Below are 25,248 nucleotides of genomic sequence, written 5' to 3'. Positions count from 1 at the left end.
CTCCGGTCGGGGTCAGCTTTCGGCGAGGATGTGGGACAGCTCCCGGTCGAGGTCGAAGTGACGGTGTTCGGTGCCGGGCGGCACGGCGGCGTCGGTCCGCTTGAGGAACGACTCAAGCGCCCGGGCCGGGGCCTCCAGCAGGGCTTCTCCTTCCGGAGAGCTCAGGGCGATGCAGACCACCCCTTGTCCGTGGCTGCGCGACGGCCACACCCGGACGTCGCCCGTACCGGTGGGTCGGTGCAGCCCCTCCGCAAGGAGATCTCGGGCGAACACCCACTCCACGGTCTCGTCGGCGCCGGTGTGGAAGGTGGCGTGCACGGCATAGGGGTCGGCGGTGTCGTAGCGCAGGCCCGCGGGGACGGGCAGTGAGGACTCGCTGGACACGATGAGGCGCAGGTGCAGCTCGCAGCTGACCGTGGTGTTCATAAGCGCCATGGCCTTTCGCTCAGTGTGCGCTCGGGGAATCGCACGTCGGCGAACGGACCATCCCACCTCAACGACCGATGTAAACCCCTCTGTCCCGATTCGGGCGCGAGTCGTACCCCTTACGGCGCATTGCGGAATCGCCACAGAGTGCCCGCGGGGCGATAACCGGAGCCCTTCTCGGTTAGTTTCCTGGCATGACTGTGCGAAGCGACGAGGCACGCGGGGACGCGGGCGGGAACACCGGAACGGGGGATGCGATCGTGCGGGACGACACGGGGGTGCCGACGGGTGCGGGTGACGGCGGCGGGGAGCCGGACGCCCGGGGCGGCACGGAGGGCGCCGCGGAGGGCGAGAAGCCGCTCGGCTCGCGCGCGCCGCACTTCATCCGCCGCTCCCGCCCGCTGCACCTGAGCTGGCAGGTGGCCGTCTTCCTGGTCGGCCTCGCCGTGGTGGTGCTCGGAGTGATCATGCTTCCGCTGCCCGGCCCCGGCTGGGTGGTCATCTTCCTCGGCATGGGCATCTGGGCGACCGAGTTCGTCTGGGCCCAGCTGGCCCTGCGCTGGACCCGCCGCAAGGTGGCCGAGGCCGCGCAGAAGGCCCTGGACCCGCGGGTCCGGCGCCGCAACCTGACACTCACCGTGATCGGCGTGGTGCTGATCGCCGCGCTCGGCGGCTGGTACCTGTGGAAGTACGGGCTGGTCATGCCCTGGAAGATCGACGAGGACTGAGCCACCCGCTCCCCGCCCGCCGGCGACCCGGGCGGGGCCGTCCGGGGGAGGCGGAGTGTTCGGACCACCCCCCGGGATGCGGTAATGTTTTCCCTGCACCCGGGCGATTAGCTCAGCGGGAGAGCACTTCGTTCACACCGAAGGGGTCACTGGTTCGATCCCAGTATCGCCCACCGGAATGCATTGTGATATGTGAGGCCCAGCCGATTATCGGCTGGGCCTCACATGTATTTCCGCAATCCGGTGAACCGTGCCGGGGAATGCGCTGAGGCACAGTCACCTTCCGCGTCGCGCAGGAGTTCTGCGGATGCGTCGGGGCGTTCCCCGAACGAGTTGTACGGCGCCCCCCGAATGGTGCTACAGTTCTTCTCGTTGCCCGGGCGATTAGCTCAGCGGGAGAGCACTTCGTTCACACCGAAGGGGTCACTGGTTCGATCCCAGTATCGCCCACCGGACAGCACGCAGGCCCTGATCGGGAGACCGGTCAGGGCCTGCGGCGTTCCCGGGCCAGGCCGCTACGCGGCCACCTCGCACTCGTGCTCGGGCGACAGCCGCCGCCCGCAACCGCACCGGGCCGGCCGCAGCGGCCAGGACAGGTCCACCCGCTCGTCCGCCCCCGACCGGTCGAACCACGCCTGGAGCCCCCGGGCCTGCGCCGCGTGCCAGACCGCCTGCCGCAGGTGCAGCTCCGCCACGGTCAGCCCGCCCAGCGCACCCGGGTAGCGGGCGCCGATCGCCCGCACCACCTCCAGCGCCGCCGTCGCGTCCGCGCCCGCGTCGTGCGCCCCGGCCAGCTCCACCCCGTAGTGCGCGCACAGGTCGGTCAGCGTCCGCCGGCCCCGGCGGTAGCGGTCCACGTATTTGTCCAGAACCCGAGGGTCCAGCACCAGCAGCGCCGCCGAACCGATCGCGTCGGTCAGCGACACCCCCCGGTGCCGGCGCAACTCCCGGTCCAGCAGCGTCAGGTCGTACGGCGCGTTCATCACCACCACCGGCCGCCCGGCCCGCGCCTGCGCGGCGAGCGCGGCGGCCACCTCCGCCACCACCACCGGCGCGGGCCGCCCGTGCGCCCTTACCGTCTCGTCACTGATCCCGTGCACCGCCCGGGCGCCGTCGGGTATCGGCACGCCGGGATCGGCGAGCCAGCTGCGGGCCGCCGGGACCGTGCCCGGGGCGGACTGGACGACCAGGGCGGCCGAGACGATGCGATCGGTCTCGACGTCCACGCCGGTGGTCTCGGTGTCGAAGGAGGCGAGCGGGCCGGTGAACCAGTGCTGTTGCATGACTGCCCCTCGAAAACAGCGCGTTCCCGCCCCGGTGATACCCGCCCCTGACGCCCCCTCAACCGTTTGGCGCGGTACCGGCCGGGCACCCTGCCCACGGGCGCTCTGTTCGAATCCGGACGGGCCCGGGGGGACGGGGGAGGACGGACGGCCATGGCGCTGACGCAGCCGCAGCCCGACGAGGCGGCGGCCGTCCTGCGGGGCGACCTCGCGGTGACCGCCTGCATGGAGACCTTGCAGGTCGGCTATCTGCACGCGGTCGCCGCCGCGGCCGGCTGCTCGCTCTCCCAGCCGTTCCCCGACAACGGCATCGACTGGCACGTCAGCCACGGCTCGCGCAGCCACGAGGTCGACGACGAGGTCACCGTCAAGATCCAGCTGAAGGCCACCCAGCAGATCGCGGCCGACCCGCGCGGCGCGTTCTTCTCCTTCACCCTGGACAACGACCACCTGCGCAAGCTCGCCCGCCCCCGGGTCGCCGTGCCCCGGATCCTGGTCGTCATGCTGCTGCCCCGCCGCGTCGACCGCTGGCTCGCCGCCCGCCCCGACGCCCTGGAGCTGCGGCACTGCTGCTACTGGGTCAACCTGGCCGGCCACCCCGTCACCGGCCGGCACCGCACCAACGTCCGCGTCCCCACCGCGAAGGTCTTCGACGACCGCGCCCTGTGCGACATCATGGCCCGGGTCGGTGCGGGCGGCAGCCCGTGACGGCCCGGCCCCGGCCGGGAGGAGCCGCCCCATGACACTGCCCCACGGGCCGATGCGTCCCACGCTCGGCGAACCGCCGCAGACCGGGCCGCTGCCGGACCCGGCAGCCGTCGACCCCGCGGTGCTCGCCACCCTGCTCGCCCGGCACGGCTGGGTCCGGCGCGGCGGACCCACCGCCCGCTACGGCCGCTGGACGCCCCCCGAGGGCACCGACCCCGGCGTCAGCCTGCTCGTCCCCGCCGGCGACGGCTTCGACGACGCGGTCGAACTGCTCACCGACGCCGTCACCGCGCTCGCCCGCTCCGCCACCCCCTCCGCCCGCGCCATCCTGCTCGCCCTGGCCCTGCCCGGCGACGAGCTCCAGTGGTACCGCGACCTCGCCGCGCCCGCCGGCGCCACCACCCCCGGCGCCGCACCCTGGGAGGACACCGAACGGCTCCGGCACGCCGCCCGCGCCATGCTCGCCGCCGGCGCCAAGGCCGGCCGCACCCGCGCCGCCTACTTCGGCGCCCGCCTCGACGCCTGGGCCGGCGACTTCCTCGACCGGGTCCTGGTCGTCGGCGGCGCCCCCGGCCTGACCGCCTACACCCCCGCCCCCGAGGGCCGGGCGGCGGTCACCACCCTGGTCCGCGCCCTGGAGGCGCTGCGCGACGCCGTCGACTACCGGCGGGTCAGCGGCGGCGGCGAGGCCTTCGAGAACGCCGTCCAGTCCGGGGTCAGCCGCGAACTGGTCGAATCCGTCCAGGAGCTGGTGCGCGGCGCCACCGCGGGCCGGATCACCGTCGCCTGGTCGGCCGCCGCCGGCACCCCCGGCGGCTTCGGCGACCGCCGGATCGCCGTCGAGTTCTCCCCCGGGGACCTGCCCGCCCTCGACGAGGCCGCCGACCTCCTCGAACGCATCGAGCCCGCCGTCGCCGTCACCCTCGTCGGCCTGGTCGTCCGCCTCAAGCGCGCCGACCCCGCCGGGCCGGGCGGCGTCCGGCTGCGGGTACTGGGCGGCGCCGAGGTCGACGAGGTCAAGGTCCGGCTGCCCGACCCCGCCTACCGGCTCGCCGCCGAGGCCCACCTCGCCGGCACCCCCGTGCGGATCAGCGGCCGCCTGGAGCGGCGCGGCGGCTTCCGGCGGCTCACCCGGCCCACCGGCCTGGAACCGTGCGGACTGGAGGACGCCGAGCGCGAGCGCCTGCTCAAGACCCTGGGGGAGGGGCGGGGGGAGTAGGGAGGTGACGGTGGTGCCACCGGTCTCGGTACCATCGTCAGGCGCAGCGCTGTGCTGCGCCCTCTGAATCCAGCACGTCAGGAGAGACCGGTGACGGACGTCCGGGTAATCATCAACCGCGAACCCGATCGGGAAGAGCGCGTGGTGACCACGGGCACTACGGCCGCCGAGCTCTTCGCCGACGACCGCTCGATCATCGCCGCCCGGGTCGGCGGCCAGCTCAAGGACCTCGCCCACGCCCTCCAGGACGGCGACGAGGTCGAGCCGGTCGCGATCTCCAGCCCGGACGGCCTCGACATCCTGCGCCACTCCACCGCGCACGTCATGGCCCAGGCCGTGCAGCAGCTCTTCCCGGAGGCCAAGCTCGGCATCGGCCCGCCGGTCAAGGACGGCTTCTACTACGACTTCGACGTCGAGAAGCCGTTCCACCCCGATGACCTCAAGGCCATCGAGAAGAAGATGCAGGAGATCATCAAGCGCGGGCAGAAGTTCTCCCGCCGGGTGGTCACCGACGAGGCCGCCCGCGAGGAGCTGGCCCGCGAGCCGTACAAGCTGGAGCTGATCGGCCTCAAGGGCTCCGCCGCCACCGCCGGCGAGGGCGCCGACGTCGAGGTCGGCGCCGGCGAGCTCACCATCTACGACAACCTGGACGCCAAGTCCGGCGAGCTGTGCTGGGGCGACCTCTGCCGCGGCCCGCACCTGCCCAGCACCCGGATGATCCCGGCGTTCAAGATCATGCGCTCGGCCGCCGCCTACTGGCGCGGCAGCGAGAAGAACGCTCAGCTGCAGCGCCTCTACGGCACCGCCTGGCCGAGCAAGGACGAGCTCAAGGCGCACCTGGAGTTCCTGGAGGAGGCCGCCAAGCGCGACCACCGCAAGCTCGGCAACGAGCTCGACCTCTTCTCCATCCCCGAGGAGATCGGCTCCGGCCTCGCCGTCTTCCACCCCAAGGGCGGCATCATCCGCCGCGCCATGGAGGACTACTCGCGCCGCCGGCACGAGGAGGAGGGCTACGAGTTCGTCTACACCCCGCACGCCACCAAGGGGAAGCTGTTCGAGAAGAGCGGCCACCTGGACTGGTACGCGGACGGCATGTACCCGCCCATGCAGCTCGACGAGGGCGTGGACTACTACCTCAAGCCGATGAACTGTCCGATGCACAACCTGATCTTCGACGCGCGCGGCCGCTCGTACCGTGAGCTGCCGCTGCGCCTGTTCGAGTTCGGCACGGTGTACCGGTACGAGAAGTCCGGCGTGGTGCACGGCCTGACCCGCGCGCGCGGCTTCACCCAGGACGACGCGCACATCTACTGCACCCGTGAGCAGATGGCGGACGAGCTCGACTCGACGCTGACCTTCGTGCTCAACCTGCTGCGCGACTACGGCCTCACCGACTTCTACCTGGAGCTGTCCACCAAGGACCCGGAGAAGTTCGTCGGTGACGACGCGACCTGGGAGGAGGCCACCGCCGTCCTCGCCGCCGTGGCCGAGAAGCAGGGGCTGCCGCTGGTCCCGGACCCGGGCGGCGCGGCCTTCTACGGCCCGAAGATCTCGGTGCAGGCGAAGGACGCCATCGGCCGGACCTGGCAGATGTCGACCATCCAGCTGGACTTCAACCTGCCGGAGCGTTTCGACCTGGAGTACACGTCGGCGGACGGCTCGCGCCAGCGGCCGGTCATGATCCACCGCGCGCTGTTCGGCTCGATCGAGCGCTTCTTCGCGGTGCTGCTGGAGCACTACGCCGGCGCCATGCCGCCGTGGCTGGCCCCGGTCACCGTGACCGGCATCCCGATCACCGACGAGCACGTGCCGTACCTCCTGGAGGTCGCGGCCGAGCTGAAGAAGCGCGGGATCCGGGTCGAGGTGGACACCTCGGACGACCGGATGCAGAAGAAGATCCGCAACGCCCAGAAGACCAAGGTCCCGTTCATGCTGATCGCCGGCAACGACGACGTCGAGGCGGGCGCGGTCTCCTTCCGCTACCGCAACGGCGAGCAGAAGAACGGTGTGCCGGTGGCCGACGCCGTCCAGGAGATCGTGGACGCGGTGGAGCGCCGGATCCAGGTCTGACGCCGTCACTCGCACGTGGCTGCGGGGCGGTCTCCTCAGGGAGTCCGCCCCGCACGGCTTTGCAAGCCCGGTTGGGCGAATATGCTGATCAGCATGACGACTGAGCCGGAACTGCAGCGGGGCGTCGGAGAGCCGGACGGCTTCCGCCGCCTGTGGACCCCCCATCGGATGGCCTACATCCAGGGCGAGAACAAGCCCACCGGCCCGGCTCCGGACGACGGCTGCCCGTTCTGCTCGATCCCGTCGCTGAGCGACGAGGACGGGCTGGTCGTCGCGCGCGGCAACACCGTGTACGCGGTGCTCAACCTGTACCCGTACAACGGCGGGCACCTCATGGTGGTCCCGTTCCGGCACGCGGCGGACTACACCGAGCTGGACGAGGCGGAGACGGCCGAACTGGCCGTGTTCACCAAGAAGGCGATGACGGCGCTGCGCGCGGCCTCGGGCGCGCACGGCTTCAACATCGGCATGAACCAGGGTGCGGCGGCCGGTGCCGGCATCGCGGCGCACCTGCACCAGCACGTGGTGCCGCGCTGGGGCGGGGACACCAACTTCATGCCGGTGGTCGGCCACACCAAGGTGCTGCCGCAGCTGCTGGCGGACACCCGGAAGATGCTGTCCGAGGCCTGGCCGCAGGACTGACCGGCACACAGCGGGGAGGGCCCCCGCCGACCATCGGGTCGGCGGGGGCCCTCCGTCGTGTCCGGCTCAGGCGTCGTACTTGTCGACCTTGAACGGGCGGCTGCCCTGGGCCTCGGCCTTGAGGCCGGCCGCGCGGCCCTTGAAGGCGCGCTCGGTGTCGAGGTCGTGCTCGGCGAGGAACTCCAGGGTGGCGGTGTGGACGGCGGCGAGCACCGGGTGGGAGGCGTTGAGCGCGTTGTCCGCCATGGTGCGGGTGCCCCAGGGCTGGCCGGCCCAGGTGTGCCGCAGGCCGAAGGGCTCGGGCAGGCCGAGGCCGCCGCCGAGCCAGGAGAGCAGGCCGGGCATCCGGTACAGCGGTGCGCGGACGGCCTGCCGGACGACCTCGTCGTTGTCGATCAGCGGGAGCTTGACCGTGCGCTCCTCCCAGAACCGGAAGGTCTTGGAGACGGACTTCTCCTTGTCCTTGGGCTTGTCGCCGAAGAATCCGTCGATGGGGCCGAGGGCGTAGCCGGCGACGGTGATGTTGAGGGTGTTGGCCAGCAGGACGACGGTGACGGTGAAGGTCAGGATGAGCTTGCCGTCGTGGGTGATGAACTGGGTGGCGAGGTAGTGCCGGGGGCCGCCGCCGAAGGTCTGCTTGTCGGCGATGGCCTGGACGGCGAAGTCGCGCATGTGGTCGCCGTCCATGTCGGCGTTGCCGGGGCGGCTGATCTCGTCGGCGCTCTCGCCGACCTCGTAGACGACCCACTGCTTGACCTGGACGTTGGGCATGCCGCTGTTGGCGACCTCGCTGATGCCGAGGGCCTTGAGGTGGCCGGAGATCTTGCGGACGAGGTCCCAGGGGTGGAACTGGCGGAAGTCGATCTGGCCCTCGGCGGGGCGCAGGGTGTCGATGAGCTTCCACTCGCCCCAGCGGCGGCCGGCGCCGAGGATGCCCTTGGGGCCGGCGTAGTGCTGGATGTTGGTCTCCTGCTCGGCTTCGAGCCGGCCGAGCTTGGCGCGCAGGTCGGCGGCCTTCTTGTCGAGGTCGTCACGGGGGACGGCCATCGGCACGGTCGCGGCGACGGCGTTGCCCTCGGCCAGGGCGAGCCAGCGGGCGCGCAGGTCGACGGCGGTGCGTTCGACGATGCGCTTGGCGAGGTACCAGCCGATGACCGGGGCGAGCATGACGACGCGCAGGTAGAGGCCGAGGATGCCGCCGGCCGGGGGCTTGATCGCGAGCAGCACGGCGAGGGCGGCGGCGAGGACGAGGACGACGGCCCCGTAGGCGCCGGCGTTCTTGGGGTTGTCCCGCCGCAGCCAGGCGCGCAGCTGGAAGGTGCCGAGCCAGACCAGGGCACCGGGCAGGCAGAGCAGGCCGGTGACGACGGAGATGGTGGACAGCTGCCGGTCGCGGGTGTTGCGGATCTCCTCGGCGGCGAGGGCGTGCTCCACGATCTGGCGCGTTTCGATGCCGAAGGAGGGCACCAGGGGCTTGCGGTCGCCGCCGAGGGTGCGGGAGATGAGCGCCTTGCTCCAGGCCTCGCCGAGGTTGGGCGCGAACAGGGCGAAGCGGCCCTTCTTGGCGGTGGTCCCGGCGAGCTTGGCGGCGCCGTCCTCCAGCGTGGTGTCGCGGTAGGCCACCGAGGAGATCGCCTGGGTGCCGGCGGTCTGCGGGCCGGTGTCGGTCCGGGGTATCTGCGCACCCGGGGTCATGTCGAGTGTGGTCACGGTGGCGTCCCCTCCTCCCCTTCGTCCTGCGGCAGGTTACCGCGCCGGGGCACCGGCGCGGGCATGATCGTCTGAAGTGCCGTCACGAACGGGCCACGGTGGGCCCGTGGGGCATGATGCCCACCTTCCGGGGGTCCGACGCACCCGCGGCCGCGGGCCGGTGGGCGGGCCGGTAGGCGGGCCCGCGGGAGGGCCGGCGGGAGGGATGGTGCACGATGGCTGCATGGAGAGCGGTGGGCTGACGGATCCGGTGCTGGTGTTCGACGGGGACTGCGGGTTCTGCACGACGTGTGCGACCTGGGCGGAGCGCTACCTGCGGCAGACGCTGGCGTCGGGGGGCTGGGAGGCGGTGCCGTTCCAGTTCGCGGACCTGGCGGAGCTGGACGCGGTGGCCGGGGGGCGCGGTGAGGTGTCCTGGGAGCGCGCGGAGCGTGAAGTGCTGTGGGTGACGCCGGCGGGCCGGGTGTACGGCGGGGCGCAGGCGGTGGCGCGGCTGCTGATGCGGTCGGGCGGGGTGTGGGCGTACCTGGGCGGGGTGCTGGCGCTGGCGCCGGTGCGGCCGGTGGCGGCGCTGGTGTACCGGTGGGTGGCGGCCAACCGGCACCGGATGCCCGGCGGTACGCCGGCCTGTGCGCTGCCGCGGCGGTGAGGTCCTTCAGCCGTCCTGGTCGGTGAAGCGGGCGGCGAGGGCGGCGGGCATGGGTTCGTGGCGCAGGTGGGCGCGGGTGAACTCGGCGGTGCCGTGGGTGAGGGAGCGCAGGTCGACGGGGTAGCGGGCGAGTTCGAGTTCGGGGACCTCGGCGCGCAGCAGGGTGAGGCCGGGTCCGCCGGTCTCGGTGCCGAGGACGCGGCCGCGGCGGGCGGAGAGGTCGCCGAGGACGGCGCCGAGGTAGTCGTCGGGCAGCAGGACGCTGACGGCGGCGACGGGTTCGAGGAGCCGGACGACGGCGTGTTCGGCGGCGTCGCGCAGGGCGAGGGCGGCGGCGGTCTGGAAGGCGGAGTCGGAGGAGTCGACGGAGTGTGCCTTGCCGTCGGTGAGGGTGACCCGGATGTCGACGAGCGGGTGGCCGGTGGCGACGCCCTTGGCGAGTTGGGCGCGGACGCCCTTCTCGACGGAGGGGATGAAGTGCTTGGGGACGGCGCCGCCGACGACGTGCTCCTGGAACTCGAAGCCGGAGCCGGCCGGGAGGGGTTCGACCTCCAGGTCGCAGATGGCGTACTGGCCGTGGCCGCCGGACTGTTTGACGAGGCGGCCGTGGCCGGCGGCGGCGGTGCCGAAGGTCTCGCGCAGGGCGACCCGGTGCTCGACGGTGTCGACGTGGACGCCGTGGCGGTTGCGGAGCCGGTCGAGGACGGCGTCCGCGTGGGCCTCACCGGTGCACCAGAGGACGAGCTGGTGGGTGTCGGGGTTCTGTTCGAGGCGTAGCGCGGGGTCTTCGGCGGCGAGCCGGGACAGGGCCTGGGAGAGCTTGTCGTCGTCGGCCTTGCTGTGGGCCTCGACGGCGATGGGCAGCAGGGGTTCGGGGAGGGGCCAGGTGTCGAGTTCGGCGCTGTGGCCGGGTTCCTGGACGGTGTCGCCGGAGCGGGCGGTGGTGAGTTTGGCGGCGCAGACGAGGTCGCCGGCGACGGCGTGCGGGACGGGCCGCTGGAGTTTGCCGAAGGGGCTGGTGAGGCCGGTGACGCGTTCCTCGGCGTCCTGGTCGCCGGGGTGTCCGGGGCCGGTGAGGCGGATGCGGGTGTCGGGGCGCAGGGTGCCGGCGTAGAGGCGCAGCAGGCTGATGCGGCCGACGTAGGCGTCGCCGGTGACGCGGACGACCTGGGCGGCGAGGGGGGCGTCGGGGTCGCAGGCGGGGGCTGGGCGGGTGCGTTCGGCGGGGGTGGGGAAGGCGGTGGTGATGAGGTCGAGGAGTTCGGTGGCGCCGAGGCCGTGTTCGCTGGTGGGGACGGCGGGGTGGAGGGTGCAGTCGAGGACCTCGCGGCGCATGCCGGCTTCGAGGGAGTCGGTGTCGGGGGTTTCGCCGGTGAGGTACTGCTCCATCAGGGTGTCGTCCTGGCCGGCGATGGCCTCGACGAGGCTCTCGCGGGCGGGGGCGGTGTCGGGCAGGGGGTCGGCCTGGCCGTAGGTGTGCCCGGTGAGGAGGTCGACGCTGCCGTCGGGGCGGCCGTCGTGGTGGACGGGCAGGAAGAGCGGGCGCAGGGTGTCGGGGCCGAGGCCGAAGGCGTCGTGGCAGGCGGTGAGGATGTCGTCGAGGCTGCCGCGGGCGATGTCGAGTTTGGCGACGGCGATGGCGCGGGGGATGTTCTCGGCGGCGCACTCGCGCCACAGGGCGCGGGTGGGGGCGGTGACGGGGTCGGTGGCGGAGACGACGAAGACGGCGGCGTCGGCGGCGTGGAGGGCGGCGCGCAGGTCGGCGGCGAAGTCGGGGTGGCCGGGCGGGTCGAGCAGGTTGATCTTGGTGCCGCGCCATTCGAGGGGGAGCACGGAGAGCTGTACGGAGCGTTGCTGCTGGTGCTCGATGGGTTCGTGGTCGGAGACGGTGGTGCCGTCGGTGACCCGGCCGGGGCGGCCGACGGCGCCGGCGGCGTGGGCGAGGGATTCGGCGAGGGTGGTCTTGCCCACGCCGGCGCAGCCGATGAGGACGACGTTGCGCAGGTCGCCCGGTCCGGCGACGGCGGGCGCCTGGCCGGCTCTGGCGGTGCTGCGGTCGGGCATCGGGGTCTCCTCCCGTCGCGCCGAGGCCGTCGGTGAAAGGCCGAGGCTTTCGGTGAAAGTCTAGGGGCGGAGGGGTCGGCGGGCGCGCGAGCGGCATGCGGGGGCGGTGCGTGGGCGGGGTCGGTCGGCGGGCGTGGCTACGATGGGTGCGCCGGGTGGGCTCATCCATGCGGTCGTCTGCCGCGCACTCTGGCCGCAGGCGGGTACCAGGGAGATCGGAGCGGTCGGGAAGGCCATGCTCAACAAATACGCGCGTGCCTTCTTCACACGTGTCCTGACCCCGTTCGCCGCGTTCCTCATCCGTCTGGGTGTGAGTCCGGACACCGTGACGCTGGTCGGTACGGCCGGTTCGGTGGCGGGTGCACTGGTGTTCTTCCCGCGCGGGGAGTTCTTCTGGGGCACCATCACGATCACGCTGTTCATCTTCTCGGACCTGGTGGACGGGAACATGGCGCGGCAGCTGGGGCGGACCTCCAAGTGGGGGGCGTTCCTGGACTCGACGCTGGACCGGGTCGCGGACGCGGCGATCTTCGGCGGTATCGCCATGTGGTACGCGGGCAAGGGCGACAACGACCTGCTGTGCGCGGTGGCGGTGTTCTGCCTGGCGAGCGGGCTGGTGGTGTCGTACACCAAGGCGCGGGCGGAGAGCCAGGGGCTGCCGTGCGACGTTTCGGGACTGGTGGAGCGCGCCGAGCGGCTGGTGATCAGCCTGGTGGCGGCCGGTGTGGCGGGTCTGCACACGTTCGGGGTCCCGTACGTGGAGTGGCTGCTGCCGGTGGCACTGTGGCTGGTGGCGGCCGGAAGTCTGGTGACGGTGTTCCAGCGGATGCTGACGGTGCGCCGTGAGGCGTTCGAGGCGGACCGCGTGGCGGCCGGGAGCTGAGAGGGGGCGGTCCCGCGGTGAAGGACCGAGTGGTGGACCGGCTGGTGTACACGGCGTACGCGGCGGGCTGGGGGGCGCTCAAGCACCTGCCCGAGCCGGCGGCGCGGGCGCTGTTCGACCGGCTGGCGGATTCGGCGTGGCGGCGGCGCGGCAAGCGGGTGCTGCAGCTGGAGGCGAACCTGCTGCGGGTGTGCCCGGAGGCGGACGAGGCCCGGCTGCGGGAGCTGTCGCGGGCGGGGATGCGCTCGTACATGCGGTACTGGCAGGAGTCGTTCCGGCTGCCGGTGTGGGGCCGCGGGCGGGTGCTGCGCGACGTGCGGGTGGAGGGCTTCGAGCTGCTCCAGGAGGTGTTGGAGTCCGGTCGGGGCGCGGTGATAGCGCTGCCGCACATGGGCAACTGGGACCTGGCGGGCGCCTGGGTGGCGAGCCGGGGGTACCAGTTCACGACGGTGGCGGAGCGGTTGAAGCCGGAACGGCTGTTCGACCGGTTCGTGGCGTTCCGGGAGAGCCTGGGCATGGAGGTGCTGGCGCTGACCGGCAGCTCGGTGAGCGTGGTCGGCACGCTGGCGCGGCGGCTGCGGGCGGGCGGGCTGGTCTGCCTGGTGGGGGACCGGGACCTGTCGGACGCGGGCATCGAGGTGACGTTCTTCGGCGAGGCGACGCGGATGCCGGCCGGTCCGGCGGCGCTGTGCCAGCGGACCGGGGCGGCGCTGCTGCCGGTGTCGCTCTGGTACGAGGGGCGGACCATGCGGGGGCGGGTGCACCCGGAGGTCGTGGTGCCGGCCGAGGGCGACCGGGCGGAGAAGACCCGGGCGATGACGCAGGCGATGGCGGCGGTGTGGGAGTCGGAGATCCGGGAGCACCCGGAGGACTGGCACATGCTGCAGCGCTTCTGGCTGGCCGACCTCCCGGTCCGTGAGACGGTGGAGGCGGGGGCCGCCCGGTCCGGTGGCGCCGCCGGGCGGGCCGTCCGGGAGCCCGCCGTCCGGCCGCCGGCGGAGGCGGCCGGGGAGCCGGCGGCCGAGGCGTCGGGGGCCTGAGGGCCCGCCGCCGGACCGCCGTCCGTGCGGTCGTGCCGCCGGCACCGCCGCCACCGCACCGCCGCCGCACCGCCAGTGCCGCACACCCCCGCCCCGCCCGCAGGATTTCGAGGAGACCCGTGAAGATCGGCATCGTCTGCCCGTACGACTGGGACGTCCCCGGCGGTGTGCAGTTCCACATCCGGGACCTCGCCGAGCACCTGATCGGCCTGGGCCACGAGGTGTCGGTGCTGGCGCCGGCCGAGGACGACGACGCGCTGCCGCCGTACGTGGTGTCGGCGGGGCGGGCGGTGGCGGTGCCGTACAACGGCTCGGTGGCGCGGCTGAGCTTCGGGATCCTGTCGGCGGCCCGGGTGCGGCGGTGGCTGCACGAGGGGCGGTTCGACATCCTGCACGTGCACGAGCCGGCCTCGCCGAGCCTGTCGATGCTGGCGGCCTGGTCGGCGTCGGGCCCGATGGTGGGCACCTTCCACACCTCGAACCCGCGCTCCCGGGCGATGATCGCGGCCTCGCCGATCCTCCAGCCGGGCCTGGAGAAGATGCGGGCGCGGATCGCGGTGAGCGAGTACGCCCGGCGCACCCTGGTGGAGCACCTGGGCGGCGACGCGGTGGTGATCCCCAACGGGGTGGACGTGGGCTTCTTCGCGGGGGCCGAGCCGGACGGGCGGTGGACCGGCGGGGCGGCCGAGGGCCGGCCGGGGACGATCGGCTTCATCGGCCGGATCAACGAGCCGCGCAAGGGGCTGCCGACGCTGCTGGCGGCGCTGCCGCGGATCCTCGCGGAGCGTCCCGGGGTGCGGCTGCTGGTGGCGGGCAAGGGCGACGAGGAGGAGGCGGTCGCCGGGTTGGCGCCGGAGGTCCGCGCCCAGGTGGAGTTCCTCGGCATGGTGAGCGACCGGGACAAGGCCCGGCTGCTGCGCAGCGTCGACCTGTACGTGGCGCCGAACACCGGCGGCGAGAGCTTCGGGATCATCCTGGTCGAGGCGATGTCGGCGGGGGCGCCGGTGCTGGCGAGCGACCTGGACGCGTTCAAGCAGGTGCTGGACGGCGGGGACGCGGGCGAGCTGTTCCCGGTGGAGGACGCGGACGCGCTGGCGCGCACGGCGCTGCGGCTGCTGGGGGACCCGGCGCGGCTGGAGGAGCTGCGCAAGGCGGCCTCCCGGCACGTGCGGCGCTTCGACTGGTCGACGGTGGGAGCGGACATCCTGGCCGTCTACGAGACGGTGACGGCGGGGGAGGCCGCGGTGGTGGAGGACGAGCGCAGCGGGCGGCGTGGCCGGTTCGGGCTGGCCCGGGACTGAGCCGGGCGGCGGGCGCGGTTAAGGTCGGACGGTTCTCCCGTCCGCTGTTCCCGTGTCCGTCCCTGGAGGGCCCGATGCCGCAGATCTCCGTCGACTACTCCCCGAGCCTGGCCGGCTCCTTCGACCGCCGCGAGCTGGGGGTGGCGATCAACCGGCTGGCGGTGGAGACCATCGCCGCCGCGCCCGAGGGCTGCAAGACGGTCTTCCGGGCGACCGACCCGGAGGTCGTGGTGGCCTTCGGGGAGCGCCCCGAGGCGCAGGTGTTCGTGCAGTTCCAGATCTTCCCCGGCCGCAGCCCGGAGGCGAAGTCGGCGCTCACCGAGGGGGTGCTGGCGCTGCTGGCGGAGCGGGTGAAGCCGGCGCCGGGGGAGCGGCTGCACCTGGCGGCGGACGTGCGCGACATCGACCGCGACGCCTACCGGAACACGGCGATCGAGGGGTGAACCGGGGGCACCCGGTAGCGTAGCGCCCCGTGACTACCTGGATCTGGGCCGGCGTGGCCGTGGTGCTGTTCGGCATGTACCTGAGTTGGACGGCCGGAAGGCTGGACCGGCTGCACGCCCGGATCGACGCCGCCCGCGCGGCGCTGGACGCGCAGCTGGTCCGCCGGGCGTCGGTGGCGATGGAGCTGGCGACGTCCTCGCTGCTGGACCCGGCGGCCTCGCTGCTGCTGCTGGACGCGGCGCACGCGGCGCGGCAGGCGGAGGACGAGCAGCGCGAGGTGGCGGAGAGCCAGTTGAGCCTGGCGCTGCGGGCGGTGTTCGCGGAGCCGGAGCAGGTGGCCGCGCTGGTGGCGGAGCCGGGCGGCGAGGAGGCGGTGCGGGACCTGACGGCGGCGGCGCGGCGGGTGCCGATGGCGCGGCGGTTCCACAACGACGCGGTGCGGGCGGCGCGGGCGGTGCGCGAGCACCGGCTGGTGCGCTACTTCCGGCTGGCGGGCAAGGCGCCGTTCCCGATGGCCTTCGAGATGGACGACGCGCCGCCGCCGGCGCTCACCCCCGAGGGCGCACCCGCCTAGTGCGTGCACGTCGCGCGGCTCGCAGTTGCCGTGACGGCGCCCGGATACGGCCTGTTTGTCGTATCCCGCCGGACCGGCTGGACTTGGTGGCGCATGGAGGGGCCGCCCCTTCCGCCTACCATAGGGCGATAGCACTGGTTCATCTTCGAGTGAGGTCTCACGTGTCCACCACCCCCACCACCGCAGACCAGCCGCAGATCGGCACCGCCCGGGTGAAGCGCGGCATGGCCGAGCAGCTCAAGGGCGGTGTGATCATGGACGTGGTCAACGCCGAGCAGGCCAAGATCGCCGAGGACGCCGGCGCTGTGGCCGTCATGGCCCTGGAGCGGGTGCCCGCCGACATCCGCAAGGACGGCGGCGTGGCGCGCATGTCGGACCCGAACATGATCGAGGAGATCATCGGCGCGGTCTCGATCCCGGTGATGGCCAAGTCCCGCATCGGCCACTTCGTCGAGGCCCAGGTCCTGCAGTCGCTGGGTGTCGACTACATCGACGAGTCCGAGGTGCTGACCCCGGCCGACGAGGTCAACCACTCCGACAAGTGGGCCTTCACCACCCCCTTCGTCTGCGGTGCCACCAACCTGGGCGAGGCGCTGCGCCGCATCGCCGAGGGTGCGGCCATGATCCGCTCCAAGGGCGAGGCCGGCACCGGCAACGTCGTCGAGGCGGTCCGCCACCTGCGCCAGATCAAGAACGAGATCGGCCACCTGCGCGCGCTGGACCACAACGAGCTGTTCGCCGCCGCCAAGGAGCTGCGCGCCCCGTACGAGCTGGTCAAGGAGGTCGCCGAGCTCGGCAAGCTGCCGGTCGTGCTGTTCTCCGCCGGTGGCGTGGCCACCCCGGCCGACGCCGCGCTGATGCGCCAGCTGGGTGCCGAGGGCGTCTTCGTCGGCTCGGGCATCTTCAAGTCGGGCGACCCGGCCAAGCGCGCCGCCGCGATCGTCAAGGCCACCACCTTCTTCGACGACCCGAAGATCATCGCCGACGCCTCCCGCAACCTGGGCGAGGCCATGGTCGGCATCAACTGCGACACCCTGCCGGAGAGCGAGCGGTACGCCAACCGCGGCTGGTAATGCGACTCGGACGGCCCGCCGCGCGGTGAGACCACCGGTGCGGCGGGCCGCCGTGCGTCGTCCGTTCGAGAGTCAAGAGGTACGAGAAGTGTCCACTCCAGTCATCGGCGTCCTCGCGCTGCAGGGTGATGTCCGCGAGCACCTGATCGCGCTGGCCGAGGCCGACGCGCTCGCCCGCCCGGTCCGCCGCGCGGAGGAGCTGGCCGAGGTCGACGCGCTGGTGATCCCCGGCGGGGAGTCCACCACGATGTCCAAGCTGGCGCTGCTGTTCGGCGTGATGGACCCGCTGCGCGAGCGGGTCGCCGCCGGCATGCCGGTGTACGGGACCTGCGCCGGGATGATCATGCTGGCGGACAAGATCCTGGACGGGCGCGAGGACCAGGAGACGGTGGGCGGCATCGACATGACGGTGCGCCGCAACGCCTTCGGCCGCCAGAACGAGTCCTTCGAGTCCGGCGTCGCCTTCCGCGGCCTGGACGACGCCCCGGTGCACGGCGTGTTCATCCGCGCCCCCTGGGTGGAGTCGGTCGGCGCGGGCGTCGAGGTGCTGGCCGAGCTGCCGGCCGCCGACGGCCCGGAGAGCCGGATCGTCGCGGTCCGCCAGGGCAACCTGCTGGCCACCTCGTTCCACCCGGAGCTCACCGGCGACCACCGGGTGCACGGCTACTTCGTGCGGATGGCCGAGGAGCACCTCGCCGCCGCGTGACCGCGCGTGCGTGACCGTGTGCGGTCGGGCGGCGGCCGCACCGGTAAGATCTCATCTGTTCATTTCCCTTTGGCGACGTAAAGGAGCTGGCGATGTCCGGCCACTCTAAGTGGGCTACCACCAAGCACAAGAAGGCCGTGATCGACGCCAAGCGCGGCAAGCTCTTCGCCAAGATGATCAAGAACATCGAGGTGGCGGCGCGCACCGGCGGTCCGGACCTGAACGGCAACCCGACCCTGTACGACGCCGTGCAGAAGGCGAAGAAGAGCTCGGTCCCGATCGACAACATCAACCGCGCGATCAAGCGCGGTGGCGGCCTGGAGGCCGGCGGCGCCGACTACCAGACGATCATGTACGAGGGCTACGGCCCGAACGGCGTCGCGGTGCTCATCGAGTGCCTCACCGACAACCGCAACCGCGCCGCCTCCGACGTGCGCGTGGCGATGACCCGCAACGGCGGCTCGATGGCCGACCCGGGCTCGGTGTCCTACCTGTTCAACCGGCGGGGTGTCGTGGTCGTCCCGAAGACGGACGGCGTGGACGAGGAGAAGCTCCTGGAGATCGTCCTCGACCACGGTGCCGAGGAGGTCAACGACCTGGGCGAGGCGTTCGAGATCGTCTCCGAGCCGGGCGACATGGTCGCCGTGCGCACCGCGCTGGTCGACGGCGGCGTCGACTACGACTCGGCCGACGCCAACTTCGTCCCGAGCATGCAGGTCGAGCTGGACGTCGACGGCGCCCGCAAGATCTTCAAGCTGATCGACGCCCTGGAGGACAGCGACGACGTGCAGAACGTCTTCGCCAACTTCGACATCAGCGACGAGGTCGGTGCGCAGCTCGACGCCGAGTGACCGTGCCCCCCTCCCGGCCCCGGGGGGGCCCCGCCCCCCCCGGCGGTCCCCAGGACCGCCGGGCCGGTGTCGTTCGGGGCGCTGTCGGTGGTGGACGGTAGCCTTCGCAGGTCGATGCTCGAATCCAGAAGGGGCGGGAATGCCGTGGTGCGGGTGCTGGGTGTCGACCCGGGGCTGACCAGGTGCGGGGTCGGCGTGGTCGAGGGCGCGCCGGGCCGGCCGTTGCGGATGGCCGGGGTCGGCGTGGTGCGCACCCCCGCCGAGGCGGAGATCGGGCAGCGGCTGCTGATGGTCGAGCAGGGTCTGGACGCCTGGCTGGACGAGCACCGCCCCGACCTGGTGGCCGTCGAGCGGGTCTTCGCCCAGCACAACGTCCGCACCGTGATGGGCACGGCGCAGGCCAGCGCGGTGGCGATGCTCTGCGCGACCCGGCGCGGCATACCCGTCACGCTGCACACCCCGAGCGAGGTCAAGGCCGCCGTCACCGGCTCCGGGCGGGCCGACAAGGCCCAGGTCACCGCCATGGTGCAGCGGCTGCTGCGGCTCGACGCGCCGCCGAAGCCGGCCGACGCCGCCGACGCGCTGGCGCTGGCCATCTGCCACATCTGGCGCGGCGGCGCCGCCAACCGCCTGGAGGCCGCGATCCGGGCGGCCCGTACCACCACCACCCCGCAGGGCCTGAAAGGAACCGCCCGATGATCGCCTTCGTGCAAGGACCCGTGGCCGCGCTGTCCGGCGGTGTCGCGGTGGTCGAGGTCGGCGGGGTCGGCATGGCCGTGCAGTGCACCCCGAACACGCTGGCCGGCCTGCGGCTGGGGGAGCCGGCCCGGCTGGCGACCTCGCTGGTCGTCCGGGAGGACTCGCTGACCCTGTTCGGCTTCGCGGACGACGACGAGCGGGCGATCTTCGAGATCCTCCAGGCGGCGCCCGGTGTCGGACCGAAGCTGGCGCAGGCCATCCTCGGCGTGCACAGCCCCGACGCGCTGCGCCTCGCGGTGGCCAACGGCGACGAGAAGGCGCTGGTGGCGGTGCCCGGCATCGGCAAGGCCAAGGCCGCCAAGCTGCTGCTGGAGTACAAGGACAAGCTGGGCGCCCCGCACGGCGCGGTCCCGGTGCAGAAGCCGGTCGCCGCCGGGCCGGCGCCGTGGAGCGAGCAGCTGCACTCCGCGCTGGTCGGCCTCGGCTACGCGCCCCGCGAGGCGGACGACGCGGTCGCCGCCGTCACCCCGGAGGCCGAGGCGCAGCCGGTGCCGGACGTGGGTGCGCTGCTGCGGCTGGCGCTGCGCGGGCTCAACCGCTCTCGCTGAAGCCATCTGACGACCTGTCCTTTTGTCGACACCCACGACACCCGCGACACCGACGACACCCACGACACCGATCCGGGAGCAGCCTCCGATGAGCCCGTACGACTCCGAGCCCGCCGACCGGCTGGTGACCGCCGCCGCCGACGGCGAGGACCAGGCCGTCGAGGCGGCGCTGCGCCCCCGGCAGCTGGACGAGTTCATCGGCCAGGAGCGGGTGCGCGAGCAGCTGTCGCTGGTGCTCCAGGCCGCCCGCCAGCGCGGTGCCACCCCCGACCACGTGCTGCTCAGCGGCCCGCCCGGGCTCGGCAAGACCACCCTGTCGATGATCATCGCGGCCGAGATGGGCGCCCCGATCCGGATCACCTCCGGCCCGGCGATCCAGCACGCGGGCGACCTCGCGGCGATCCTCTCCTCGCTCAGCGAGGGCGAGGTGCTGTTCCTCGACGAGATCCACCGGATGTCCCGGCCCGCCGAGGAGATGCTCTACATGGCGATGGAGGACTTCCGGGTCGACGTGATCGTCGGCAAGGGGCCCGGGGCGACCGCCATCCCGCTGGAGCTGCCGCCGTTCACCCTGGTCGGCGCGACCACCAGGGCCGGCCTGCTGCCGCCGCCGCTGCGCGACCGGTTCGGCTTCACCGGGCACATGGAGTTCTACGCGCCCGCCGAGCTCCAGCGGGTGGTGCACCGTTCGGCCGCGCTGCTGGACGTGGAGATAGACCCGGCCGGCGCCGCCGAGATCGCCGGCCGCTCCCGGGGCACGCCGCGGATCGCCAACCGGCTGCTGCGCCGGGTCCGCGACTACGCGCAGGTGCGGCACGACGGCGTGGTCACCGCCGACATCGCGGGCCAGGCGCTGGACGTCTACGAGGTGGACGCGCGTGGTCTGGACCGGTTGGACCGGGCGGTGCTGGACGCGCTGCTGCGGCTGTTCGGCGGCGGCCCGGTCGGGCTGTCCACCCTGGCGGTCGCGGTGGGGGAGGAGGCCGAGACGGTCGAGGAGGTCGCCGAGCCGTTCCTGGTCCGCGAGGGCCTGCTGGCCCGTACCCCGCGCGGGCGGATCGCCACCGCCGCGGCCTGGGCGCACCTGGGCCTCACCCCTCCGGCGCAGGTGGGACGCGGTGCGGTGCCCGCCCAGCCGGAGCTCTTCGCCCCGGACGGGGAGCGTGGCGCGGACCAGGGCTGACGACGCGCCGTCGCGCTGAGCCGAACGGGTGAGGGCGGAGCGTGTGCGGATCATGCGCGCCCGTTGCGCGGGGCGCCTGCGGAAGCCGGGGAAGAAGTCCGGGGAAACTGTGCAGGCGGAGGGTCGCCACTTTCGGCGGCAGGATGCGATGCTTGGCGTTGTCCGATCAGTTCGGGGTCGCCTAGACTCCGCCGGACCGCCCCTCTCACCCGACGGGACGACCATTACCACACAGGCCGCCGGCCGGCGGCCCGTAAAGGACCCTGGCTGCAGTGAACCTCATCATCCTTCTCCTCCCGATCCTCGCGATCGTGCTCATGTTCCGGTCGCAGAAGAAGCGCCAGCAGCAGATGCAGCAGATGCAGACGTCGCTGGAGCCGGGGGCGGGCGTGCGGACCATCGGAGGCCTGTACGCGAAGGTGAAGGCGGTCAACGACGAGACCGTCGAGCTGGAGATCGCGCCGGGCGTGGTCACCCACTTCACCAAGAGCGCGGTCGCTGCGATCCTGGAGCCCGCCGAGTACGACGCGATCATCAACGGCCGTCCGGACGGGGACGAGAGCGTCGACGCCTCGGACGAGGACGCCGAGGTCGAGGGCGGGTCGGCCGACGCGAAGCCGCTGTCGTTCAGCAAGGACGACGCAGCCGAGGGTGACGCCAAGGCCGAGGGCGGGGCTCCCGCGAGCAAGTAGTACGGTCGGGCACCCGCCCGGCCGCGCGGCGTTCTGCCGCGAGCCCACAGGACTCAGGGCCGCAGTCCGCCACACCCCGCCCAGCCGCGCGCCGGGCGGGGGTCGGTGGGGGGAAGTGGCATGGACAGGGAGAAACGAGCAAGGTGGCAACACCCAAGTCGCGCCCGCGCGACGGTTACCCAGGGCGGGCGCTGGCCCTCATCCTGGTCGTCACCGTCGGACTGGTCGCCCTCATGTTCGGGACGGGCACCACCAAGCCCCGCCTCGGGATCGACCTCGCCGGCGGCACCAGCATCACGCTGAGCGCGAAGTCGGACGACCCCAAGGCGATCAACAAGTCCAGCATGGACATCGCCACCGGGATCATCGAGCAGCGCGTCAACGGTATGGGCGTCTCCGAGGCGGAGGTCCAGACCCAGGGCGACCGCAACATCATCGTGAACATCCCCAAGGGCGGCGACAAGCAGAGCGCGGTCGACCAGGTCGGCACCACCGCGAAGCTGTACTTCCGCCCCGTCCTCGCCCTGGCCCCCAGCGGCCTCCAGGCCCCGGCCCCGACCGAGACCCCGTCGGCGGGCGCGAGCGGTACCCCGAGCGCCGCCGCCACCCCGAGCGGGACCCCGGCCGCCACCACCACCCCGGGCGCCGCCGCGTCCGCCGCCCCGAGCGCGAGCGCCACCAAGCAGGGCCGTCCCGCCGGCGAGGCCCTCGCGGCCGACGACCCGGCCACGCCCGCCGCCACCACCCCCGCCGCCACCGGCGCCCCGAGCGCCCCCGCGCCCGACCCGGCGGCGCCCGCCCCGCAGGACCTCTCCGCGGCGATGACCTCCGGCACCGTCCCGCCGGAGCTGGCCGCCCAGTTCGCCGCGCTGGACTGCTCCAAGCCGGAGCAGCGGAACAAGAACCACCAGAGCGCCGAGGGCGCGCCGACCGTCGCCTGCACCCAGAAGGACGAGAACGGGCTCTACTACAAGCTCGCCCTCGGCCCGGTCGCGGTCTTCGGCGCGAACGTCGACAAGGCCCAGGCCAGCATCGACACCCAGCAGGGCGGCGGCTGGCAGGTCCAGCTGCAGTTCGACGGCACCGGCACCGACGCCTTCACCGCCGTCACCGGCCAGCTGGCCTCCCAGGTGAGCCCGGCCAACCAGTTCGCCATCGTGCTGGACGGCCAGGTCGTCTCCCACCCGGAGGTGAAGAGCGCCATCCCCGGCGGCTCGGCCGTGATCTCCGGCAACTTCAAGCAGTCCGAGGCGCAGAACCTCGCGAACGTGCTGAGCTTCGGCGCCCTGCCGCTGGAGTTCACCACCAGCGACGTCACCACCGTCTCCCCGCAGCTCGGCGGCGACCAGCTGAAGGCCGGCCTGATCGCCGGTCTGATCGGCATGGTCCTGGTGGTCGCCTACTCGCTGGTCTACTACCGCGGCCTCGGCCTGGTCTCGATCGCCGGCCTGCTCGTCTCGGCGGCGCTGACCTACTCGATCATGAGCCTGCTCGGCCCCGGCATCGGCTTCGCGCTGAACCTGCCGGCGGTCTGCGGCGCCATCGTCGCGATCGGCATCACCGCAGACTCCTTCATCGTGTACTTCGAGCGCATCCGCGACGAGGTCCGCGAGGGCGCGCCGCTGCGCCCGGCCGTCCAGCGGGCCTGGCCGCGCGCCCGGCGCACCATCCTGGTCTCGGACTTCGTGTCCTTCCTCTGTGCCGCCGTGCTCTACCTGGTCTCGGTCGGCAAGGTCCAGGGCTTCGCCTTCACGCTCGGCCTGACCACGGCGCTCGACGTCGTCGTCATCTTCCTGTTCACCAAGCCGCTGATCACGCTGCTGGCCCGCCGGAAGTTCTTCTCCGACGGCCACCCGTGGTCCGGCCTGGACCCGAAGCGACTGGGCGCCCGCCCGCCGCTGCGCAGCACCCGCCGCCGCACCCCCTCGTCCTCCGCCGCCGTGAAGGGGGCCTGACACCGTGTCGCGCTTCTCCAATCTGGGCCACAAGCTCTACCAGGGCGAAATCAGCTTCGACTTCGTCGGCCGCCGCAAGCTCTGGTACAGCATCTCCGCGGTGATCGTCCTGGTCGCCGGGATCGGCCTGGCGATGGGCCTGCACCTGGGCATCGAGTTCAAGGGCGGCTCGGTCTACACCGTGACCAAGCCCGGGCTCTCGGTGTCGCAGGCGCAGGACGCGGTCAACAAGATCGTCTCCTCGCACCCGCTGGTGCAGTCCACCGACAACGGTGAGATCCGCATCCAGGTCTCCTCGGAGGACAAGACCACCTCCTCGGAGTTCACCGGCAAGCTGTCCCAGGAGATCGGCGTCCCGGTCGAGGAGATCGGCGCCCAGGTGATCGGCCCCAGCTGGGGTGAGCAGATCTCCAACAAGGCACTCACCGGCCTGATCATCTTCATGATCCTGGTGACGGTCTACCTGGCGATCGCCTTCGAGTGGCGGATGGCGGTGGCGGCCCTGGTCGCCCTCATCCACGACCTCCTGATCACCATCGGCGTCTACGCCCTGGTGGGCTTCGAGGTCACCCCCGGCACGGTGATCGGCTTCCTGACCATCCTCGGTTACTCCCTCTACGACACGGTCGTCGTCTTCGACACCGTGAAGGAGAACACCAAGGACCTCACCAAGCAGAACAGGCTCACCTACAGCGAGGCGGCCAACGCGGGCCTCAACCAGACCCTGGTCCGCTCGCTCAACACCACCGTGGTCGCCCTGCTCCCGGTGGCGGCCCTGCTGTTCATCGGTGGCGGTCTGCTCGGGGCCGGCACCCTGAACGACATCTCGCTGGCGCTGTTCATCGGCCTCGCCGCCGGCGCCTACTCCTCGATCTGCGTCGCCACCCCGCTGCTCGCGCAGCTGAAGGAGGAGGCGCCGGAGATGAAGGCCCTGGCCAAGCGGGTGGCCCAGCGCCGCGCCGCCGACGCCAAGGCCGCCGAGGCCAAGGCCGTGGCCAAGGAGGCCGGCGAGGAGGAGGAGATCGCCGACGAGGACCTGCCCGCGGGTATGGTCGGTCAGCGCGGCCGGGCGACCGGCACCACGCGTGCCAAGGGCCGTCCGTCCACCAAGCGCTGACCCCGCCGACCTTAAGGACCCTTCGTGACCACCGCCGACAACGCACTGGCCGAGCTGCTCACCAGCCGGATCCGGGACGTCCAGGACTACCCGAAGCCGGGCGTGCTGTTCAAGGACATCGCGCCGCTGCTCGCCGACGCCGAGGCCTTCGCCGCGCTCACCCGGGCGCTGGCGGACCGGGCCGCGGAGCTCGGGGCCACCAAGGTGGTCGGCCTGGAGGCGCGCGGCTTCGTGCTGGCCGCCCCGGCGGCCTTCGCGGCCGGGGTCGGCTTCGTGCCGATCCGCAAGCAGGGCAAGCTGCCCGGTGAGGTGTTCCGCCGCTCGTACGAGCTGGAGTACGGCTCGGCGACGCTGGAGGTGCAGTGCGACGCCTTCGCGCCCGGTGAGCGGGTGCTGGTGGTGGACGACGTGCTCGCCACCGGCGGGACCATCGGCGCCTCGCTGGACCTGGTCAAGGAGGCCGGCGCGGAGCTGGCCGGGGTGGTCGTGCTGATGGAGCTCGGCTTCCTCGACGGCCGCGAGCGGCTGGCCCCGCACCTGGGCGGCGCTCCGCTGGAGACGCTGGTCACCGTCTGAGTACGCACGACCCCTGGCGGGCGGGGGGGGGGGCCCACACCGCGCCC

General features: G+C 72.7%; 25 protein-coding genes and 2 tRNA genes. 23 read left to right on the top strand and 4 right to left on the bottom strand.

The window, feature by feature from the left end:
• Nucleotides 1–12 precede the first annotated feature (12 nt).
• A complete protein-coding gene (locus ACFU74_RS19245; RefSeq protein ID WP_030056266.1) occupies nucleotides 13–426 on the bottom strand; it encodes an SsgA family sporulation/cell division regulator in 414 nt (137 codons plus the stop codon).
• A 194-nt stretch (nucleotides 427–620) separates the two neighbouring features.
• On the opposite strand from ACFU74_RS19245, the gene ACFU74_RS19240 reads away from it, so the two are divergent.
• The 3 genes from ACFU74_RS19240 (at nucleotide 621) to ACFU74_RS19230 (ending at nucleotide 1,604) form a co-directional block, all read left to right on the top strand.
• Nucleotides 621–1,154, top strand: coding sequence for a TIGR02611 family protein (locus ACFU74_RS19240; protein ID WP_380758150.1), 534 nt, complete (start codon nucleotides 621–623; stop codon nucleotides 1,152–1,154).
• Nucleotides 1,155–1,255: 101 nt separating this feature from the next.
• A tRNA-Val gene (locus ACFU74_RS19235) sits at nucleotides 1,256–1,327 on the top strand.
• Nucleotides 1,328–1,532: 205 nt separating this feature from the next.
• Nucleotides 1,533–1,604 (top strand) — tRNA-Val (locus ACFU74_RS19230).
• A gap of 65 nt (nucleotides 1,605–1,669) precedes the next feature.
• On the opposite strand, the gene ACFU74_RS19225 is transcribed toward ACFU74_RS19230, so the two are convergent.
• Nucleotides 1,670–2,437: an exonuclease domain-containing protein gene (locus tag ACFU74_RS19225; protein ID WP_380758148.1), complete on the bottom strand. Its 768-nt coding sequence runs from the start codon at nucleotides 2,435–2,437 to the stop codon at nucleotides 1,670–1,672.
• Between the two features lie 153 nt (nucleotides 2,438–2,590).
• Here ACFU74_RS19225 and ACFU74_RS19220 point away from each other — a divergent pair, with 153 nt between their 5' ends.
• The 4 genes from ACFU74_RS19220 (at nucleotide 2,591) to ACFU74_RS19205 (ending at nucleotide 7,076) form a co-directional block, all read left to right on the top strand.
• Nucleotides 2,591–3,145, top strand: coding sequence for a DUF4365 domain-containing protein (locus tag ACFU74_RS19220; RefSeq protein WP_380758145.1), 555 nt, complete (start codon nucleotides 2,591–2,593; stop codon nucleotides 3,143–3,145).
• Nucleotides 3,146–3,176: 31 nt separating this feature from the next.
• Entirely contained in the window at nucleotides 3,177–4,364 is a 1,188-nt protein-coding gene (locus ACFU74_RS19215; protein WP_380758143.1) for a hypothetical protein, read from the top strand.
• A 90-nt stretch (nucleotides 4,365–4,454) separates the two neighbouring features.
• Nucleotides 4,455–6,434, top strand: coding sequence for a threonine--tRNA ligase (gene thrS, locus ACFU74_RS19210; RefSeq protein WP_380758141.1), 1,980 nt, complete (start codon nucleotides 4,455–4,457; stop codon nucleotides 6,432–6,434).
• Between the two features lie 81 nt (nucleotides 6,435–6,515).
• The gene (locus tag ACFU74_RS19205) at nucleotides 6,516–7,076 is read left to right on the top strand and encodes an HIT family protein (RefSeq protein WP_380758139.1); all 561 of its coding nucleotides are present in this window, start codon (nucleotides 6,516–6,518) and stop codon (nucleotides 7,074–7,076) included.
• 66 nt (nucleotides 7,077–7,142) lie between these two features.
• Here the strand turns inward: ACFU74_RS19205 and ACFU74_RS19200 are convergent, their stop codons facing one another.
• The gene (locus ACFU74_RS19200; RefSeq protein WP_380758136.1) at nucleotides 7,143–8,786 is read right to left on the bottom strand and encodes a hypothetical protein; all 1,644 of its coding nucleotides are present in this window, start codon (nucleotides 8,784–8,786) and stop codon (nucleotides 7,143–7,145) included.
• A 223-nt stretch (nucleotides 8,787–9,009) separates the two neighbouring features.
• On the opposite strand from ACFU74_RS19200, the gene ACFU74_RS19195 reads away from it, so the two are divergent.
• Nucleotides 9,010–9,435, top strand: coding sequence for a thiol-disulfide oxidoreductase DCC family protein (locus ACFU74_RS19195; protein ID WP_380758133.1), 426 nt, complete (start codon nucleotides 9,010–9,012; stop codon nucleotides 9,433–9,435).
• Nucleotides 9,436–9,441: 6 nt separating this feature from the next.
• On the opposite strand, the gene ACFU74_RS19190 is transcribed toward ACFU74_RS19195, so the two are convergent.
• Nucleotides 9,442–11,499, bottom strand: a complete 2,058-nt coding sequence (locus ACFU74_RS19190; protein ID WP_380758131.1) for an elongation factor G-like protein EF-G2 — start codon at nucleotides 11,497–11,499, stop codon at nucleotides 9,442–9,444.
• Nucleotides 11,500–11,734: 235 nt separating this feature from the next.
• Between ACFU74_RS19190 and pgsA the strand changes: the two genes are divergently transcribed.
• From pgsA to ACFU74_RS19115, 15 genes are all read left to right on the top strand, one after another.
• On the top strand, nucleotides 11,735–12,382 hold the full coding sequence (pgsA, locus tag ACFU74_RS19185) for a phosphatidylinositol phosphate synthase (protein WP_380758128.1): 648 nt from the start codon (nucleotides 11,735–11,737) through the stop codon (nucleotides 12,380–12,382).
• A gap of 17 nt (nucleotides 12,383–12,399) precedes the next feature.
• Complete coding sequence (locus ACFU74_RS19180) at nucleotides 12,400–13,422, top strand: phosphatidylinositol mannoside acyltransferase (RefSeq protein ID WP_380758126.1); 1,023 nt, start codon at nucleotides 12,400–12,402, stop codon at nucleotides 13,420–13,422.
• A gap of 119 nt (nucleotides 13,423–13,541) precedes the next feature.
• Entirely contained in the window at nucleotides 13,542–14,723 is a 1,182-nt protein-coding gene (locus tag ACFU74_RS19175; RefSeq protein ID WP_380758124.1) for a glycosyltransferase family 4 protein, read from the top strand.
• Between the two features lie 74 nt (nucleotides 14,724–14,797).
• Nucleotides 14,798–15,166, top strand: coding sequence for a 5-carboxymethyl-2-hydroxymuconate Delta-isomerase (locus tag ACFU74_RS19170; protein WP_380758122.1), 369 nt, complete (start codon nucleotides 14,798–14,800; stop codon nucleotides 15,164–15,166).
• A gap of 74 nt (nucleotides 15,167–15,240) precedes the next feature.
• A complete protein-coding gene (locus ACFU74_RS19165; protein WP_380758166.1) occupies nucleotides 15,241–15,741 on the top strand; it encodes a hypothetical protein in 501 nt (166 codons plus the stop codon).
• Nucleotides 15,742–15,902: 161 nt separating this feature from the next.
• Nucleotides 15,903–16,814 (top strand): pyridoxal 5'-phosphate synthase lyase subunit PdxS, encoded by a 912-nt coding sequence (gene pdxS, locus ACFU74_RS19160; RefSeq protein ID WP_350545123.1) that lies wholly within the window; start codon nucleotides 15,903–15,905, stop codon nucleotides 16,812–16,814.
• An 88-nt stretch (nucleotides 16,815–16,902) separates the two neighbouring features.
• Complete coding sequence (gene pdxT / locus ACFU74_RS19155) at nucleotides 16,903–17,520, top strand: pyridoxal 5'-phosphate synthase glutaminase subunit PdxT (protein WP_380758120.1); 618 nt, start codon at nucleotides 16,903–16,905, stop codon at nucleotides 17,518–17,520.
• Between the two features lie 92 nt (nucleotides 17,521–17,612).
• The gene (locus ACFU74_RS19150; RefSeq protein ID WP_380758118.1) at nucleotides 17,613–18,371 is read left to right on the top strand and encodes a YebC/PmpR family DNA-binding transcriptional regulator; all 759 of its coding nucleotides are present in this window, start codon (nucleotides 17,613–17,615) and stop codon (nucleotides 18,369–18,371) included.
• A gap of 147 nt (nucleotides 18,372–18,518) precedes the next feature.
• Nucleotides 18,519–19,070 (top strand): crossover junction endodeoxyribonuclease RuvC, encoded by a 552-nt coding sequence (gene ruvC / locus ACFU74_RS19145; protein WP_380758164.1) that lies wholly within the window; start codon nucleotides 18,519–18,521, stop codon nucleotides 19,068–19,070.
• Entirely contained in the window at nucleotides 19,067–19,678 is a 612-nt protein-coding gene (ruvA, locus tag ACFU74_RS19140; protein ID WP_380758116.1) for a Holliday junction branch migration protein RuvA, read from the top strand. Before ruvC ends, ruvA begins: the two co-directional genes overlap by 4 nt.
• Nucleotides 19,679–19,766: 88 nt before the next feature.
• Nucleotides 19,767–20,861, top strand: coding sequence for a Holliday junction branch migration DNA helicase RuvB (gene ruvB / locus ACFU74_RS19135; protein ID WP_380758114.1), 1,095 nt, complete (start codon nucleotides 19,767–19,769; stop codon nucleotides 20,859–20,861).
• Nucleotides 20,862–21,133: 272 nt separating this feature from the next.
• Nucleotides 21,134–21,553 carry a preprotein translocase subunit YajC gene (gene yajC / locus ACFU74_RS19130; RefSeq protein ID WP_380758112.1) on the top strand — a complete coding sequence of 140 codons (420 nt, stop codon included), beginning with the start codon at nucleotides 21,134–21,136 and terminating at the stop codon, nucleotides 21,551–21,553.
• 143 nt (nucleotides 21,554–21,696) lie between these two features.
• Entirely contained in the window at nucleotides 21,697–23,508 is a 1,812-nt protein-coding gene (gene secD / locus ACFU74_RS19125) for a protein translocase subunit SecD (RefSeq protein WP_380758110.1), read from the top strand.
• A 4-nt stretch (nucleotides 23,509–23,512) separates the two neighbouring features.
• A complete protein-coding gene (gene secF / locus ACFU74_RS19120; protein WP_380758108.1) occupies nucleotides 23,513–24,625 on the top strand; it encodes a protein translocase subunit SecF in 1,113 nt (370 codons plus the stop codon).
• 24 nt (nucleotides 24,626–24,649) lie between these two features.
• Nucleotides 24,650–25,201, top strand: coding sequence for an adenine phosphoribosyltransferase (locus ACFU74_RS19115; protein WP_380758107.1), 552 nt, complete (start codon nucleotides 24,650–24,652; stop codon nucleotides 25,199–25,201).
• The last annotated feature ends 47 nt before the right edge of the window (nucleotides 25,202–25,248 follow it).

It is taken from the genome of Kitasatospora sp. NPDC057500, assembly GCF_042802195.1.
Lineage (GTDB): Bacteria > Actinomycetota > Actinomycetes > Streptomycetales > Streptomycetaceae > Kitasatospora.
Note: the sequence above shows the minus strand (reverse complement) of the source record. Positions and strands in the feature narration are given on the sequence as shown.

What these genes read in the sequence shown, in the direction of transcription:
- ACFU74_RS19225 (WP_380758148.1), bottom strand. Translation starts at nt 2,437, where the DNA reads ATGCAACAGCACTGGTTCACCGGCCCGCTCGCCTCCTTCGACACCGAG.
- ruvA (WP_380758116.1), top strand. Translation starts at nt 19,067, where the DNA reads ATGATCGCCTTCGTGCAAGGACCCGTGGCCGCGCTGTCCGGCGGTGTC.
- ACFU74_RS19165 (WP_380758166.1), top strand. Translation starts at nt 15,241, where the DNA reads ATGTACCTGAGTTGGACGGCCGGAAGGCTGGACCGGCTGCACGCCCGG.
- ACFU74_RS19195 (WP_380758133.1), top strand. Translation starts at nt 9,010, where the DNA reads ATGGAGAGCGGTGGGCTGACGGATCCGGTGCTGGTGTTCGACGGGGAC.
- ACFU74_RS19150 (WP_380758118.1), top strand. Translation starts at nt 17,613, where the DNA reads ATGTCCGGCCACTCTAAGTGGGCTACCACCAAGCACAAGAAGGCCGTG.
- ruvB (WP_380758114.1), top strand. Translation starts at nt 19,767, where the DNA reads ATGAGCCCGTACGACTCCGAGCCCGCCGACCGGCTGGTGACCGCCGCC.
- ACFU74_RS19170 (WP_380758122.1), top strand. Translation starts at nt 14,798, where the DNA reads ATGCCGCAGATCTCCGTCGACTACTCCCCGAGCCTGGCCGGCTCCTTC.
- ACFU74_RS19220 (WP_380758145.1), top strand. Translation starts at nt 2,591, where the DNA reads ATGGCGCTGACGCAGCCGCAGCCCGACGAGGCGGCGGCCGTCCTGCGG.
- pgsA (WP_380758128.1), top strand. Translation starts at nt 11,735, where the DNA reads ATGCTCAACAAATACGCGCGTGCCTTCTTCACACGTGTCCTGACCCCG.
- ACFU74_RS19215 (WP_380758143.1), top strand. Translation starts at nt 3,177, where the DNA reads ATGACACTGCCCCACGGGCCGATGCGTCCCACGCTCGGCGAACCGCCG.
- ACFU74_RS19245 (WP_030056266.1), bottom strand. Translation starts at nt 426, where the DNA reads ATGAACACCACGGTCAGCTGCGAGCTGCACCTGCGCCTCATCGTGTCC.
- ACFU74_RS19240 (WP_380758150.1), top strand. Translation starts at nt 621, where the DNA reads ATGACTGTGCGAAGCGACGAGGCACGCGGGGACGCGGGCGGGAACACC.
- ACFU74_RS19190 (WP_380758131.1), bottom strand. Translation starts at nt 11,499, where the DNA reads ATGCCCGACCGCAGCACCGCCAGAGCCGGCCAGGCGCCCGCCGTCGCC.
- ACFU74_RS19205 (WP_380758139.1), top strand. Translation starts at nt 6,516, where the DNA reads ATGCTGATCAGCATGACGACTGAGCCGGAACTGCAGCGGGGCGTCGGA.